The organism is Novosphingobium rhizosphaerae (genome assembly GCF_050920675.1).
Taxonomy (GTDB): domain Bacteria; phylum Pseudomonadota; class Alphaproteobacteria; order Sphingomonadales; family Sphingomonadaceae; genus Novosphingobium; species Novosphingobium rhizosphaerae.
Map to the genome: position 1 here is coordinate 464,176 of NZ_CP137862.1, position 16,397 is coordinate 480,572.

The window sequence follows — 16,397 nt, forward strand, 5'->3', positions numbered from 1 at the left end:
GCGGCGCGCGCGCCGCGAAAGATGGGCCAGCAAGGATTTAGCTTGTCTTCACGCGCTCGCCCTGCCTAATATCGGCCAGACCAATTATGACGGTGACCGTGCCAAGGCGGCGCCGCTCTGGGAGATACCATGAACGAACGCCTCACGCGCCATCGGGCGCAGATCGACGGTTGCGGTCTGATGCCGCGTTGGCGCGCAACGGCCCTGCTGGCGGTGTCGCTTGCGGCCCTTTGCACCGTGCCTGCCCGGGCCGCGCCGCAGGCGCCGGGCGTGGCCGAGCCGCGCGCCGAGATCGCGCTTGAGCAGGGGTGGCGGTTCTTTGACGGGGACGCGCCCGACGCTGCAGCCGTGGCTTTCCCCGATGCATCCTGGGCGACGGTGAGCGTGCCGCACACGTGGAACCGCGTGGGATATTATCGCACCGGCGCAGGCGGCACCAATCGCGCCGAGAGCGTGGCCAAGCGCCAGGGCATCGGGTGGTACCGCCTGCATTTTACCGCGCCTGCCGACCTTGCCGGGCGCAGCAACTGGCTGGAATTCGACGCGGCCAGCCGCACTGCGCAAGTGTGGCTGAACGGGCGCCTGCTGGGTGAGCACCGCGGCGGCTTCTCGCGCTTCCGGCTTGACGCCAGCGCGGCCTTGCGCCCGGGGCAGGACAATGTGCTGGTGGTGCGGGTCGATAACACGCAGCCCGCTGCCGGCAACTCTACCGCCGATGTGCTGCCGCTGGTGGGTGACTTCTTCGTCCATGGCGGGCTCTATCGCCCGGTTCGCCTGGTTTCGACCGCGCCGGTGCATTTCGATCTGGCCGATTCGGGTGGGCCGGGCGTCTATGCCACGACCGCGATCGGCGCCGATGGCGCGGCAACGGTTGCCGTACGCGCCCGCCTGGCCAACGCCACGCGGGCCAAGGCCGCGGCCACGCTCCACCTTGCCCTGGTCGATCGCGCCGGCGCGATCGCGGCCAGCGCCGATGTGCCTGCCACGCTGATGGCGGGCACCACCGGCGAAGCTTCCGCCAGCTTGCGCGTGGTAGCGCCGCACTTGTGGCAGGGGACCAGCGATCCCTACCTTTATCGCCTGGTGGCCGAACTGCGCGATGCAGCCGGCCGGCCGCTCGACCGGATCGAGCAGGCCTATGGCTTGCGCACCATGCTGGTCGATCCCGACCGCGGGTTTCTGTTGAACGGCCAGCCCTATCGCCTGCACGGCGTGGGCTATCACCAGGATCGTGATGGCAAGGGCTGGGCGCTGAGCCGGGCCGACATCGAGGAAGACGTGGCCACCTTGCGCGAGATGGGGGCAAATTCCATCCGCCTCACGCATTACCAGCACGGCCAGGCCATTCACGAGATCGCCGACCGGGTGGGCCTGGTGGTGTGGGACGAAATCCCGCTGGTCTCGTCGTGGACCCTGGGCGGCAAGATGGAGCCCGATCCGGCGCTGGTCGCCAATGCCCGGCAGCAGTTGATCGAATTGATCCACCAGAACTTCAACCATGCCTCGGTCGGCATGTGGGGCATTGCCAACGAAGTCGATTTCGGCAACTCGCTGCCGATCTTCCTGACCGGGGGCAAGGATGGCGCGGTGCCCGATCCCATGCCGCTGCTGCACCAGTTGAACGCCCTGGCCAAGCAGCAGGACCCTTCGCGCCCCACCGCGCTTGCCACCTGCTGCGAAGGCAACCTGTTCGCGCCGGGCGTGAGCATCCCGATCACCGCCACGGCCGCCGACCTGGGCGGGGCGAACCGCTATTTCGGGTGGTACTTCGGCAAGCCCGGCGACCTGGGCGGCGCGCTCGACCGCATCCACGCGGCGCGGCCCAGCCAGCCGCTGGCCGTGACCGAATATGGCGCGGGCGGCGCGCTGAGCATTCACACCGACGATGTGACCGCAGGACGCCCGGATTCGCGTGGCCGTGCCCAGCCCGAGGAATACGAAAGCTATATCCACGAAACCGCGCTGGCGCAGTTGGAAGCGCGGCCCTGGCTCTATGCCACCTGGCTGTGGAACGCGTTCGACTTTGCCACCACGATCCGCAACGAAGGCGACGCGCAGGATATCAATACCAAGGGCCTGGTCGCCTATGACCACCATACCCGCAAGGATGCCTGGTATTTCTACAAGGCCAACTGGAACCCGGCGCCGATGGTGTACATCACCGGCAAGCGGTATGACACGCGCGCCTATCGGCTGAACGACATCAAGGTCTACAGCAACCTGCCCGAAACCGAATTGCTGCTCAACGGGCGTTCGCTGGGCGTGCGGCGCGATTGCCCCCAAAAGGTCTGCGTGTGGCCGGCCGTGGCGCTGGACGCGGGGGCCAATGCCCTGGTGGCGCGGGGCACCGGCACCATGGCCGCCACGCAGGACACCGCGAGCCTTGCTCTGCCGGCCCAGAATGCCGATCGGCTGCTGATCGATGCCGGGGCACTGGTGGCCGGCGCCGGGCAGGACGCATCGGGCGCGCCGCGCTTGCTGGGGTCCGACAAGTGGGTGGAAGGCGGCACGGCGGCCTCGCTCGATGCACCGGCCGATTATGGCCGCCCGGCGCGCGCCACGCCGATTGCCGGCAGCGCCGAACGCGATGCGATGGCGAGCTATCGCGAAGGCACCTTCACCTATCGCCTGCCGGCCCGGCCCGGCACCTACAAGCTGACCTTGTGGTTCGCCAGCGCGGCCACGACCCGGCCCGGCACGTTCACCGTCAAGGTGGATGGCAAGCCAGTGTTGCAGGATTTCCAGCCGGCGATCCCGGCAAGCGACGGCCAGGCCGAAGCACACAGCTTCACGATCAAGGCGCGCGGCGACGTGACGCTGGACTTTGCCGCTGGCACCGGGCCGGCGCGGGTCTCCCTGATCGATCTGGCGCGGACGCGCTGATCGATGCTGCGTTCGCTGTTCACAAAGCCGGCGCTGCGTTGGCGCATCATCGGCCTGGTCACGCTGGGCACCATTCTCAATTACCTGGCGCGCTCGACGCTGTCGGTGGCCGCGCCCACGCTCAAGGCCGAATTCGGCATGACCACCGAGCAGTACAGCTGGGTCGTGCTGGCGTTCCAGGGCAGCTATACCGTGATGCAGAGCGTGGCGGGCGCGGTGCTCGATGCCCTGGGCACGCGGGTGGGCTTCATGGTCTTTGCCGTGGGCTGGGGCCTGGCCAACATGGCGCATGGCCTGGCGACGGGATGGCAGAGCCTGGCGCTGTTTCGCGGCGCTCTGGGCGCAACCGAGGCAGCGGCCATTCCCGCCGGGGCCAAGGCGGTGTCGGAATGGTTTCCCGCGCGAGAGCGGCCGCTGGCCACCGGCGTGTTCCAGATGGGCACGAGCCTGGGGAACATGATTGCCCCGCCGCTGGTGGCGTTCTGCATCCTGGCGTGGAACTGGCAGGCGGCGTTCCTGGCAACGGGCGTGCTCAGCCTGGCCTGGGCGGCGCTGTGGTGGTGGGGCTATCGCAGCCCGGCCGATCATCCGCGCCTTTCGGATGCAGAGCGCGCGCTGATCGTGGCCGGGCAGCCGCCGGTGGTGGCGGGCAGCGACGCCTCGCGCGGGCAAGTGCTGCGCACCCGTGCGTTCTGGGGCATTGCGGTGCCGCGCTTCCTGTCCGAACCGGCGTGGCAGACCTTCAACTTCTTCATCCCGCTTTACCTGGTCGCGGTGTGGAAGCTTGATCTCAAAGCCATTGCGGTGTGGAGCTGGTTGCCGTTCCTGGCGGCGGACATGGGCAGCCTGGCCGCGGGTGTATTGCCGGCCTGGCTGATGCGCCGGGGCGCGGGCCTGGTGCCATCGCGCAAGATCACCATGACGCTGGGCGCGCTGTGCATGGTGGGGCCGGCCTGCATCGGCCTGGCGGGATCGCCGGGCATGGCGATTGCCCTGTTCTGCGTGGGCGGCTTTGCCCACCAGTTGCTCAGCGGTGCGCTGATCACTTTGTGCGCCGACGTGTTTCCGCCGCGCGCGGTGGGCACGGCCAGCGGCATGGCCGGCTCTGCCGCCTGGATCGGCGGCATGCTGTTCACCCTGCTGATTGGCCAGAGCGCGGACGTGCTGGGCTATGACCCGCTGTTCGTGGCGCTGGCCGGATTGGACCTGGCCGCCGCCGCAGTGCTGTGGCGCTTGCTGCGCGAGCCGCGGTGAACGGCCCTAGCGCATCGCCAAGCGGATGTGGTAGGACCGGATTGATCGACCAATTCGGCCTGTCGATTGTCAAAATAGTGGTCATGCCGGTTTGCCGGGATGCGAAAGGCGAACAACAGCGTAATGGCACAAGGTGAAGACACGCAGGCCGCCAAGGGCAACGATCGGCTCTATCAGGATCTGGCCCGCCTGCTGATCGAGGAACTCGCCAGCGGCCGCTATCCCCCCGGCACGCGCCTGCCGGCCGAGCGCGACCTGGCTGCGCGTTTCAGCGTCAGCCGCCCCACCGTGCGCGAAGCGATCATTGCGCTTGAAGTGCAGGGGCTGGTGGAGGTGCGCATCGGATCGGGCGCCTATGTGCTGCGCCTGCCCGGAGACGAGGACAAGCCCGGCTTCAACGCCACCGCGTTCGAAGTGACCGAGGCGCGCCTGCTGTTCGAAGGCGAGGCGGCGGCCCTGGCGGCCACGCAAGTCACGGATGAGGACATCGCCACGATCGAGCGCCTGGTGCACGAAATCGCCGCCGAGAACCTCGATCCCAACGGCACCGAGCAGGCGGACCGCGCGTTTCACCTGGCCATTGCCCGTGCCACCCGCAACACCGCGGTGCTCAAGGCGGTGGAGAACCTGTGGGCGCTGCGCGCGTCATCGCCTGAAGCGGCGCTCATGCATGAAAAGGCGCGCCACGCCAATGTGAAGCCGGTGGTTGAAGAACACACCGCCATTCTCGATGCGCTGCGCGCGCGCGATCCTGCCGCGGCCCGGGCCGCCATGCGCGCGCATCTGTCTGCCGTGCTCGAAGGCCTGCTGTTCGCCACCGAGGAACGCGCTCTGCAGGAGGCGCGCCGCGCCATCCAGGCCAAGCGCGATCGCTACGCCCGCGCCACGGCCTAGGGTGCGTGGCTAAATCCCCACACGCCCTAAAGAGCGACGCGCCAGCCGGCCAGGTCTGCTTCGGCAAACAGCACTTGCGGGCCGGCCGGCGTGGCCACCAGGCCGCGCGCGCCCAGGCCCACCAGCACGGTTTCGTTGAGCAAAGTTCCGGCGGGCAGCAGCAGGCGGCCATGCACGGCACGCGCCTGCGCCAGCACTGCCGGGCCGCCCAGCGCGGCCGCCAGATTGGCAGGAAGCGCGGCCGGATCGATGCGGTGGGCAAAGGTTTCGACCACCGGCGCCACCGGCACCGTGACTGAACCAGGAGCGGTCATGGCAGCGCGGATTTCCACGGCCACCTGGTCTGCCTGCGGCCCCAGCACCACCTGCAGCGCGCGGGGGGAGGGGCGGATCAAGCCCTTGGCGCCCAGGCTGCGCAGCGTCGCTTCGTCCACGCCAGCCTGATCGGCCACGACCAGCCGCAGCCGCGTGGTGCAGGCGCCCACTTCCACCAGGTTGGCCGCGCCGCCCAGCGCCAGCACGAAGGCCTGGCCGCGTTCGCCGGCCGGAACCGGGGCGTCGCTGGACGCAGGTGGTGCATCGTCGCGGCCCGGCGTCTTGAGATCGAACCGCACGATCGCCCAGCGGAACACGCCGTAATAGATCACGGCATAGGCCAGGCCGACCGGGATCAACAGCAAGGGCTTCTGCGCCTTGGAAAAATTGAGCGCGTAGTCAAACAGCCCGGCCGAGAAGCCAAAGCCCAGGTGCACGCCCAGCGCGGCCATCAGCGCCATGGCGGCGCCTGTCAGCAAGGCGTGGAAGAGATAGAGGATCGGCGCCAGGAACATGAAGCTGAATTCGATCGGCTCGGTCACCCCGGTGAGGAACGAGGTGGCGGCAAGGCTGAGCAGCATGCCTCCGGTGGCCTTGCGCCGTTCGGGCCGGGCAGCATGATACATGGCCAGGCACGCGGCCGGCAGGCCGAACATCATCACCGGGAAGAACCCGCTCATGAAGGCCCCGGCTGTGGGGTCTCCCGCGAAGAAACGGCGCAGATCGCCTGTGGTGCCGTGGTAATCGCCCAGCACGAACCACGCGATGTTGTTGAGGATGTGGTGCAGCCCGGTCACCAGCAGCAGGCGGTTGAGCGCGCCGAACACGAACAGGCCCAGCCCCCCGCTGGCCAGCGCGGCCTGGCTTGCGGCGTTGGCGCCGGCGTTGATCGCCGTCAGGCTGGAGCCGAGAATGCCCGCCAGCGCCAGGCCGGCCAGGCCCGAGACGATCGGCACGAAGCGGCGCCCGCCGAAGAACGCCAGGTATTCGGGCGGCTTGACCGTGGAAAAGCGATTGTACCCCAGCCCGCCGACAATGCCCGAAACGATGCCGAGCGGCACCGCGACGTGATCGACTTGCGCGCTGCGCCAGGCCGCGACCACGGCGGTGCGGGCGGCATCGGCCAGGCCCGGCGCCACGTCGGCCGGCACCTGCAACAGCGCCTTGGCGCCTTCGGTTGCCACCAGGAAGCACACCACGCCGGCAAGCGGTGCGGCGCCATTGCCATCCTTGGCAAAGCCGGTGGCGACGCCGATGGCAAACAGCAGGCCCAGGTTGGCAAACATGGCATTGCCCGCTGCGCTGACGAAATCGAGGCCGAGCAGATCGGGCTGGCCCAGCCGCAGCAGCAGGGCCGCCACCGGCAGCACCGCAATGGGCAGCATCAGGGCGCGGCCCAGGCTTTGCAGGTGTTGCAGCGCGTTCGTCACGGCGTTTGTCACAGGGCAACTCCCTCGATCATCTGGGCCGCCAGCACGCGCACTTGCGCGGCGGTGGCAACGCCAAGCACCTGTTCGGCCAGGGCCCGGCAATCCTGCGCCGACAGCGCCCGCACCAGCGCCTTGATTTCCGGCACCATCGCGGGCGCGGCAGACAGTTCGGTCACGCCCAGGCCGATGAGGATCGGCACCGCGAGCGGATCGGACGCCAGGCCGCCGCACACGCCGACCCATTTGCCATGGGCCGCCGCGCCCTGGCAGCACAGGCCGACCAGGCGCAGCACGGCGGGATCGAGCCCGTCGATGCTGCCGGCCACAGCCGGATTGCCGCGATCCATCGCCAGCGCATATTGCGTGAGATCGTTGGTGCCGATCGACAGGAAATCGCATTCCGCAGCCAGGGCATCGGCCATCACGGCGGCGGCCGGCGTTTCCACCATCACCCCGAGCGGCACCGTGGGCAGGCCCAGGCTGGCGGCCTCTCCGTCCAGCGCGGCGCGCACCGCGCGCAGTTCTTCCACGCGGGCGATCATCGGCGCCATCACGCGCACGTCACCAACAGCACCGGCGCGCAGCACGGCGCGCAATTGCGGCACCAGCACATCGCGTCGCGCCAGCCCCACGCGAATGCCGCGCAGGCCCAGCGCCGGGTTTTCCTCTGCCGCCATGGGCAGATAGGGCGCGGGCTTGTCGCCGCCGATATCGAGCAGCCGGATGATCAACGGCCGTCCATCCAGCGCATGGGCAATGGCGCTGTAATCGTCGGCCTGTTCGTCTTCATCGGGCGCGCTGGCGCGATCGAGGAACAGGAATTCGGTGCGCAGCAGGCCACAGCCTTCGGCCCCGGCGGCCACGGCCGGCGCGGCTTCGGCACGCTTGCCCAAGTTGGCGCAAACCTCGATCCGCTGGCCATCGCGGGTGCGCCCCTCCAGGCCCGACGCGGCCTGCGCGGCAGCCTTGCGCGCCTGGCGCCGGGCGGCTTCGGCCTGGGCGGCGGCCCAGGTTGGCGCATCGGGCGAAACGGTAAGCATGGCGCCCGTGGCGTCGAGCAGCAGCGGCGTGCCCGGCGCGATATCCAGCACGCGCGGCCCGGCGGCGACCAGCGCGGGAATGCCCTTGCTGGCGGCAATGATCGCCACGTGCGAGGTGGGACCGCCCTGGGCCGTGACGATCCCCGCCACCTGGCCCACCGGCAGCGCCGCCACTTGCGAAGGCACCAGATCGGGCGCGATGATGATGGCGTTGGCCGGCAGCGTGGCGGCCGGCGGTTCCTGGCCGGCCAGATGCCACTGCAACTGCCATTCCAGATCGATGAAATCGGCGGCGCGCTGGGCAATGTGCGGATCGGGCGCGGCGCGCAGCGCGGCGGCGCGCGTTTCCATCGTGTGCTGCCACGCCAGGCTGGCGCTTTGCCCACGGGCAATGCCGGCGTGTACATCGGCCAGGATGTCTTCGTCGTCGAGCAAGAGGCGGTGCGCGGCGAGAATGGCGGCCTGTTCGCCGCTGGCATCGGCCTGGGCGCGGCGATCGAGATCGGTGCCAAGCGTCTGGAGGGCCCGTGCAAAGCGGGTGCTTTCCGCGTCAGCGCCCTGGCCATGCGCTGCGCGCGGCGGTTCTGGCCGCTCCAGCCAGGCGGCCGCGCCAATGGCATAGCCGGCCGCCGCGGTTACCGCGTGCAGCCGTTCGCCCGGTTGCAGCGCGGCGGGGGCGGCAACAGCAGGTTCGTTTGGCGTGACGACAACGGGCGCGGGCGCTGTCTCGGGCAGCGGGCGACCTTCGCCCATGCCCGTGGCGATCAGTTCGGCCAGGGCATCGATTGCCGCCTGCGCCGCCGGGCCACTGGCCAGCAGGGCCATGGCATCGCCATGGCGCAGGCCGAGCGCCATCACCGCGCTGGGGCTGCGCAGGCGCACGGGCGCTGCCTGCGGCGTGGCTTCGGGCACGATCCGCACTTCGGCATCGAACGTGCGCGCCAGTTCGGCCAGGCGGGCGGCGGGGCGGGCGTGGAGGCCATGGGCCAACGGAATGCGCAGTGTGGTGCGCGCGGTGGCGGCGAATTCGCCCGGCCCAGCGGACGCAGCGGCCTGCTCGGGCGCCAGCACCAGCAGCGGGGCGCCAAGGGTGACGCGGCCGGCCGCTGCGCGCTGGACGATGGCATGGCCGGCGGTTTCGGTCAGCACCAGCGGCGTTATCAGGCTTTTGACCCGCGGGGCAACATGGGCAAGGTCCACCGAGATCAGCCGGTCACCGGCAGCCACGCGGTCTCCGGCACGAACGTGCGCGGTAAAACCTTCGCCACCCAACCGCACGGTTTCCAGGCCGATGTGCATCAAGGCCTCCACCCCGCCGGCAAAGCGCAGGGTCACGGCATGGCCGGCGGCGTGCACGGAAACCACCGTGGCATCGGCCGGGGCATGTAGCGTCGCGTCCAGCGGATCGATCGCCAGCCCGTCGCCCAGCAGGCGCTGGGCAAAGACCGCATCGGGAACATCGTCAAGCGGGGAGAGCCAACCGTCGAACGGTGCGCCAAGGATCAGGCTGGACATCGGCTTCATCGACTTTCGTAATGCGTCCAGAACAGGGAAACGAAACGACCGCGCGCGGTCAGATCATCGCGGCGCCACCGATCCAGCATTGCACCGGCGCGAGCGCGGCATCCAGCCATGCCAGATCGGCGCGATGGCCGGGGGCAAGCGTGCCGATCTCGTCGGCCAGGCCCAGGAACCCGGCCGGCGTGGCGCTGGCCATGCGGCTTGCCGTGGGCACGTCGGCGCTGGTCATCGCCACCATGTTGCGCAGCGCGCCGGCCATGTCCAGGCTGGAGCCAGCCAGGGTGCCGTTGCCATCCTGGCACACGCCGTCGGTTACGGTGATCGTCCGTCCGTTCAACTCGAAGGTGCCGTCGCTCATGCCCACGCTGGGCATGGCATCGGTGACCAGCATCAGCCGGTCCGGCCCCTTCATGCGCAGCGCGATTTCCAGCGCCGGGGCGGCAACGTGCACGCCATCGGCAATCACGCCGCACCAAACGCCCTGGTCCAGCAGTGCGGCGCCGACCATGCCGGGCGCGCGATGCAGGAGCGGCGACATGGCGTTGTAGAGGTGGGTGACCCCGGTGATGCCGGCCGCAAAGCCGGCGCGCGCCTGGTCATAAGTGGCGTTGGTGTGCCCAGCACTGACGATGACGCCGGCAGCCACCAGGCGGGGCAAGGCCTCGATGCTCACCTGCTCGGGCGCGATGGTGAGCATGACTTTGCCACGCCGGGGGCGGCACAACTGGTCGAGCAGGGCATCGTCCAGCGGGCGGATCAGCGCGGGATCGTGAATGCCCTTGCGCACCGCGTTGATGAACGGCCCTTCGATATGCAGGCCGACGATGCCGGGCTGGCCTTGCGCGATGGCCTCGTCCACCACATCGAGTGCGCGGGCCATGGCATCGGGCGTGTCGGTGATCAGCGTGGGCAGCAGGGCCGTTGTGCCAAAGCGGGCATGGGCGCTGGCGATCGTCGCCAAGCCCGCAACGGTGATATCGTTGTTGAGCAGCGCGCCGCCGCCACCGTTGACCTGGGTATCGACAAAGCCGGGCAACAGCCAGCCGCCGCCCAGATCGATCGCTGGCGTGCCAGGCGCCACATCGGGGTCCACGGCCACGATGCGGCCATCGGCCAGGGTGAACGCGGCCGATCCTGCCACCGTATCGCCCAGCAGGATGTGCCCGTTGGTAAAGGCCAGGACTGTCATCGCGTGCGGGTCACTTTCGCCAGGAACGGCGGCTCGTCAGGATTGAACCCGCGCGCCAGGGACAGGGCATTGACCATGCGATAGAAACTGGCAATGCGCAGCAGCGGCGCAATCGCTTCGTCTGCGGCAAGCGCGGGCAGCACGGTTACGCCGCTGTCGGCCGGGATCGCTTCTGGCTGGGCCGTTGCCAGGAACACTTGCGCGCCACGCTGCGCAAAATCGCGGCAGACCTGGCGCACGTCTTCCCCGGTCTGGCCGCCGATGTCGAAGCCCAGCACCGGAAAGCCATCGCGCACGATAGCCATGGGGCCGTGGCGCACTTCCGCCGAACTGAACGCCTCGCCATGCAAGCCGCTGGTTTCCTTGAGCTTGAGTGCGGCTTCCTGCGCGATCGACAGGCCATAGCCACGGCTGATCAGGAACAGGTTGGTCGCATCCTGCAAGCCGGCCCGGGCGGCCGACCAATCGAGCGCAAAGCTCTGGTCGAGCGCGGTGGGCAGGCCAGGCAGGGCCGCAACGAGGGCTTCGTCCTGGCTCCAGGCCGCCACCAGCGCGGCGATGCCGGCGAGCGAGGTGATGAACGACTTGGTTGCCGCCACCGAGATTTCCGGCCCGGCGCAAAGCGGCAGGGCCACGTCGGCAAGATGGGCGAGCGGGGAATCGTCATTGTTGACCAGCGCGACGACCAGCGCGCCGGCAGCCTTGTAGCGTTCCACCGTGGCGAGCATGTCGGGGCTGTGGCCCGATTGCGAAATGGCGATGCACAACGGCGCGGCGCCAGCGGCCGCACGCATCGGCGCATCATAGAGCGAGACGGTGGAAAACGCCGCCGATGCGGTGGGAATGCCCAGCACTGTCTCGATCATGTATTTGGCATACGTGGCGGCGTGATCGGAAGAACCGCGTGCGCAAGTCAGGACCAGGGGCGGCGGGGCCTGGCGCAGGCGCGCGCCGAGATCGGCCAGCGCTTGCGCATTGCGCGCGAGGAAACGGGACACCGCCTCGCCAGCCTCTGCCGCTTCGCGATGCATCCAGGTGGTTGCCGTTGCGGGAGTGGCAGGGCTGGCACCCGGTTCGGGGGAACTTGAGGGCGTGATCAACTTGGCCTCCACGCATTAACCTTTCCGGTGGGTCTGAACGACGAGATGGGCACCGTGTCATGCCGCCGCGCAGCAAGACAGGTTGGTTATACATCTCGGGAGAGTTGATGCAATGGTAGTAAATAGGTATTTTTTTAGTCGGAGCAAAGCGGCGCTCCCCTATGCTGTGGCGCGCGACACCGGGCGCGATGCGAGCAGGAGCAGCCCCGATCTACGGCAAAGCGTCAGCACGGGCGCGATCAAGCCGCATACCTATGAGAATTTATAATTTATCAATTATCATCAAGGTTTGGTGAAAGATAGTGGCGGCAACGCAAGCGGGCATCGGCGCCTTTCCGCGCGCGGGGAATGATGCCAGCCAACGCGACCTTGCCGTGCCGCCCCGCCGGTCGCAGCGGCCGGCATAGCACGTTTTGTTTTTGTCCTATCTTTGCAAAGGCAGCGTGCCGCAACGAGGCGCCTGGCGACGCCGGAAGGGCCCAGATTCTGCGAATTTCCGGAGGGCTTGGCTCCACCCCGCTTACGCGCGGAGACGATACCAATTTCCGACATAGGGCCCGGCGCGCGGCGTGGGAGAGCATGCGGCCGATGTGGCGTCTCCCTGCGGATTTTTGCACAGGGCGCGCTCGCCACACGGTTGCTTTGCAGTCCGGCGCACCGCAGGATGGTTGCGCAACCATCGGTTTGCCGCCGCACGTCCGCTGCCCCCGCCCGGACTGCCCCGAAAGGACCAGACCATGCGCTTTTTGCCCGCGCCTGCCGCCGCCCTCGTCGCTATTGCCGCCAGCCTGGCTCTTGCCCCGTTGGCGCAAGCAGCCGGCACACCGGCCGATGCCCTGGCCCCCACCGGGCGGTGGAGCGCAAATGCGCGCGGACAGGCGCCCACGCCGCCGATGGGCTGGAACAGCTGGAATGCCTTTGGCCCCGCGATCGACGAGACCAAGCTGATGGCGTCGGCCCAGGCGCTGGTGGATACCGGGCTGGCGGCCAAGGGCTATCGCTATGTCGATATCGACGATGGCTGGTGGCTAAAGCGGCGGATGCCCGATGGCCGCATGCTGGTGCGCACGGCCATGTTTCCTTCGGCCGCAACGCCCGATGGCGCCACGTCGCTGCGCCCGTTGACCGACCGGTTGCATGCCATGGGCCTCAAGGCCGGCATCTATTCCGACATCGGTCGCAACAGCTGTAGCCAGGTGTTCGGCGGGGCCGACGCGCCAAATCTGCCCGAAGGCACGCAGGCCGAACGCGAGGTTGGCCTTTACGGCCATATCGAACAGGACATCGCGCTCTATTTCCAGGAGTGGAAGTTCGACCTCATCAAAGTGGATGGCTGTGGCATCCGCGGGCTGGGGCCTGACAACCCGCGCGTGAAGGCCGGCCTTTATCGCCCGCTTGGCCCGGTGATCGATTTCGACGAACTGCCCCGCACCGACATTGCCGAAGTGCGCCGCCTCTATGGCGCAGTGGCCGATGCCCTGGCGCGCACCCGCCCGGCGGGGGACTATGTATTCTCGCTGTGTCTGTGGGGATCGGCCAATGTGCGCGCCTGGGGCAAGGATCTGGGCAACATGAGCCGCACCAGCGAGGATATCTCGCCCACCTGGCCGCGCATGCTGCACAATCTCGACACCACGGCGCGGCGCGCGCTCTATGCCCATCCCGGCAGTTGGAACGACCCCGACATGCTGTTCATCGGCAAGGGCGAATTCGACGCCGCGCACATGACCGAGGCGCGCTCGCACTTGGCACTGTGGGCGATCGAGAACGCGCCGCTGCTCATTGGAATGGACTTGCGCGAGGCCAATGCCGACCAGATTGCCCTGCTGGGCTGGCAGGCCGCGATCGCCATCAACCAGGACCCGGCGGGCAACCAGGCGGTGCTGGCCCATGATAGCGCCGAAGTGCAGATCTACGTCAAGACCCTGGCCGATGGCACCAAGGCCGTGGCGCTGTTCAACCGCAGTGCCGCGCCAACCCATGCCACGCTGACCGCCGCGCATCTGAAAATGACCGGGGAAATTGCCACCACCGACCTGTGGACCGGCAAGGCCAGCCGCTTTGCCAACGAAACCACCGTGCCGCTCGCCCCGCACGAGACCGTGCTGCTCAAGGTTGCGGGTGCGCGGCGCCTGCCCGATGGAATCTATCTTTCGGAAATGCCGGGCAGCGTCAACCCGGCGGTGGATGGCGTGGTGCAGCCCCAGCCCGATCCGCAGGTCCATCTCGGGCTGTCGCCGTGGAACGACACGCGCGGCACGGGCGAGCATCCGCGCTATGGCGGTTGGGGCGGCGCGGCGGTGGACACTGGCCCCTATGGCCAGGAACTGCAGGCCGGCCACGAAAAGCTCGACACCGGGATCGGCATTCTTGCCGGATCGCGCCTGGAATTGCGCAATGCCGGTCATGCCCGCTTTACGGCGCGGGTGGGGGTGGACGATGCCGCCTGGGGCAACAGCGGGGCGGTGACGTTCCTGGTCTATGGCGACGGGCGCCTGCTGGCCCGCTCAGCGCCGCTGCGCGCTGGTGCGGCCCTGGTGCCGATCAGCGCCGACGTGCACGGCGTTGGCTTGATCGAGCTGGTTGCCCGGCCTGCCCAAGCGAGCGCCGCACCCGATCCGGTGGTCTGGGGCGAGGCCGCGCTGCGCAATTAGAGCCCGCGATTCAGCGATTTTGGGGCGGCAGAAATTGTTGGGAAGCGGCGTTGACAAATCAGCGGTTTGGGAAAGACCGGAAGTGGTGGTTAGCTGCGGCTCTGGTATCGGCCGATGCGGAGCCAACGATCGAAGGGTAAAAGTTCGCATAGCATCCCGGCAAGGAAGCCACCGATCCACATCGATCCTTGTGGCAGGTTTAGGTGAAACAGAGCCTCACCCACTCGGAGCAGCAGAACGACGCCCAGCGCTATGCCGATTCTAACGGTAAGCAACACTCCCACACGCGACAAGAAGAGCACCTTTTGTCTCCCATTCCTTACCGCAGCATAACGCGACGAGTGATTTCCGGAAATGTTGGAAAGCGGACGCTACGCTCTATGCAGATGGGCGTCGTCCACGGCTCTATCCAACAACAGCCGGAATCGGCCTTGCCCGATCCGCTTGCGAAACTCCTCAAGAGACTCGATTTGAATATCAACCGGCGGTCCACCCACTACGCGAGTTCGTTTAAAGCTCAGACGAGGTAGCTCGAAATGAACGATGGTTTCGCCGTCGATCAGCACCGAAAGTTCGTCCCCGGAGTCCTCCGGAGTATCGCGCAGTATGTGGAAAACCGATCCACCGGAACAGATTGAATCGACTGCTCCCAACAAATCCCGAGACAGCGCGTTGTGCAGCGCTTCTCGCGTAAACCGGATGGCGTCGACATTGTATCGCTCGGTCAGCCGCTTCCGCACGTCCTGTTCCTTCCGCAAACCTGCTATGGATGCGACTGCTTACGTCCGCAAGCGGGCGCACGCGGCCATTCGAATTTGTCCGTGCCGCTTAAACCTGCCGAAGGGCCTGAAGATCGATCTGCAACTTGTTGACTTTGTAATAGAACGTCTTGCGCGGCAGGCCCAGCGTGGCAATCGCGGTGGCAATGCGCCCTTGCGCGGCGCGCACGGCGGCGATGATTTCCGCGCGTTCGAAGGCATCGACGCGTTCGGCCAGCGATAGCGGCGTTTCGCCCGGCGCGGCGGGCAGCTCGGGCGTGACCAGGCCCAGCACCCATTGCTGGGCAAAGCGGGCGAGTTCGTGGGCATTGCCGGGCCAGTCGTGCCGCTCCAGCCGATTCTGCACAGCGGGCATCAGGCGCGGCACCGGCAGTTTGGCCCGCGCCGCCGCCTCCCCGGCAAAATGGGCGAAAAGCGCGGGAATATCCTCGCGCCGCGCGCGCAAGGGGGGAATGGCAATGCGCATGCCGGCCAGGCGATGCAGCAGGGCCGGCGGCAGGCCATCGGCGCTTCCCGCGGTGGCGATCACGCGCAAGTCCAGCGACACTGCGTCCTTGCCGGGCACGGCCAGCGCGCGGTCTTCCAACACGGGCACCAGCAGGCTGTGAAAGCGCGGGCTGGCGCCATCGATATCGTCGAGCAGCAGTGTGCCCCGGCTGGCATGGACCAGGCTGGCCCCACCCGACAACGAAAGGATTTCATCCTCCAGCGCCGGACCCAGCCCCGCACAGTTGACCGTGGCAAAGCGATGGCGGCGGCGCTTGCCCCCCTGGTGGATCAACCGGGCGAGCAGTTCCTTGCCGGTGCCGGTTTCCCCCTCGATCAGGAGGTCGAGATCGGCGTCGGCCAGCGTCGGGATCATGTCGCGCAGCCGGCGGATCGCGGGCGAGGTGCCGATCAGCGCGGCAGCAGCGGCGCCATCCTGCGCCTGGGCCTGGAGCCGGCGATTTTCCAAAGCCAGGGCGCGGGCATGGGCGGCGCGCTCGGCCGCCGCGATGAGCGCTTCGGCGGCAAAGGGCTTGGTGAGGAAATCCCAGACCCCGGCCTTGAGGGCATCGACTGCCATGTCCACGTCGCCATGGCCGGTGATCAGGATCACGGGCAGTTCCTCGTCCCGCGTGCGCAGGGCGCGGAACAAGTCGATCCCCGAAAGGCCGGGCATGCGCACGTCGCTGATCACGACGCCGGGCCAGGTGGCGTCGAGTGCCGCCAGCGCCGCGGGCGCATCGGCAAATTCGCGCACCTGGAAATCGGCAAGGCGGAGCAGTTGCGCGGTCGAGGCGCGCAGATCGGCATCGTCTTCGACCAGGGCGATGTGGCGGGTGGCTTCGGTCATCC

The 16,397-nt window shown here is 68.1% G+C and carries 10 protein-coding genes; 4 read left to right on the forward strand and 6 right to left on the reverse strand.

The window, feature by feature from the left end; genetic code table 11:
* The first annotated feature begins 129 nt into the window (after positions 1–129).
* The 3 genes from R9J51_RS21935 to R9J51_RS21945 all read left to right on the forward strand — a co-directional run bounded on the left by R9J51_RS21935 (position 130) and on the right by R9J51_RS21945 (position 5,031).
* Positions 130–2,883 carry a glycoside hydrolase family 2 TIM barrel-domain containing protein gene (locus tag R9J51_RS21935; protein WP_432788025.1) on the forward strand — a complete coding sequence of 918 codons (2,754 nt, stop codon included), beginning with the start codon at positions 130–132 and terminating at the stop codon, positions 2,881–2,883.
* A 3-nt stretch (positions 2,884–2,886) separates the two neighbouring features.
* Entirely contained in the window at positions 2,887–4,137 is a 1,251-nt protein-coding gene (locus R9J51_RS21940) for an MFS transporter (protein WP_168557094.1), read from the forward strand.
* Positions 4,138–4,260: 123 nt separating this feature from the next.
* The gene (locus R9J51_RS21945; RefSeq protein WP_168557095.1) at positions 4,261–5,031 is read left to right on the forward strand and encodes a FadR/GntR family transcriptional regulator; all 771 of its coding nucleotides are present in this window, start codon (positions 4,261–4,263) and stop codon (positions 5,029–5,031) included.
* Between the two features lie 26 nt (positions 5,032–5,057).
* On the opposite strand, the gene nagE is transcribed toward R9J51_RS21945, so the two are convergent.
* From nagE to R9J51_RS21965, 4 genes are read right to left on the reverse strand one after another with little or no spacing between them, the layout of a single operon-like run.
* On the reverse strand, positions 5,058–6,776 hold the full coding sequence (gene nagE / locus R9J51_RS21950) for an N-acetylglucosamine-specific PTS transporter subunit IIBC (protein ID WP_179563036.1): 1,719 nt from the start codon (positions 6,774–6,776) through the stop codon (positions 5,058–5,060).
* Between the two features lie 8 nt (positions 6,777–6,784).
* Entirely contained in the window at positions 6,785–9,340 is a 2,556-nt protein-coding gene (ptsP, locus tag R9J51_RS21955) for a phosphoenolpyruvate--protein phosphotransferase (RefSeq protein WP_432788026.1), read from the reverse strand.
* A gap of 49 nt (positions 9,341–9,389) precedes the next feature.
* Entirely contained in the window at positions 9,390–10,526 is a 1,137-nt protein-coding gene (gene nagA, locus R9J51_RS21960; protein ID WP_179562346.1) for an N-acetylglucosamine-6-phosphate deacetylase, read from the reverse strand.
* Positions 10,523–11,557, reverse strand: coding sequence for an SIS domain-containing protein (locus tag R9J51_RS21965; protein ID WP_179562344.1), 1,035 nt, complete (start codon positions 11,555–11,557; stop codon positions 10,523–10,525). Before R9J51_RS21965 ends, nagA begins: the two co-directional genes overlap by 4 nt.
* A gap of 806 nt (positions 11,558–12,363) precedes the next feature.
* Here R9J51_RS21965 and R9J51_RS21970 point away from each other — a divergent pair.
* Positions 12,364–14,280 carry an NPCBM/NEW2 domain-containing protein gene (locus R9J51_RS21970; protein WP_179562342.1) on the forward strand — a complete coding sequence of 639 codons (1,917 nt, stop codon included), beginning with the start codon at positions 12,364–12,366 and terminating at the stop codon, positions 14,278–14,280.
* 371 nt (positions 14,281–14,651) lie between these two features.
* Here R9J51_RS21970 and R9J51_RS21975 read toward each other — a convergent pair whose 3' ends face one another.
* Positions 14,652–15,020 carry a hypothetical protein gene (locus R9J51_RS21975; RefSeq protein ID WP_179562340.1) on the reverse strand — a complete coding sequence of 123 codons (369 nt, stop codon included), beginning with the start codon at positions 15,018–15,020 and terminating at the stop codon, positions 14,652–14,654.
* An 88-nt stretch (positions 15,021–15,108) separates the two neighbouring features.
* Positions 15,109–16,395, reverse strand: a complete 1,287-nt coding sequence (locus R9J51_RS21980) for a sigma-54-dependent transcriptional regulator (protein ID WP_179562338.1) — start codon at positions 16,393–16,395, stop codon at positions 15,109–15,111.
* Positions 16,396–16,397 lie beyond the last annotated feature (2 nt).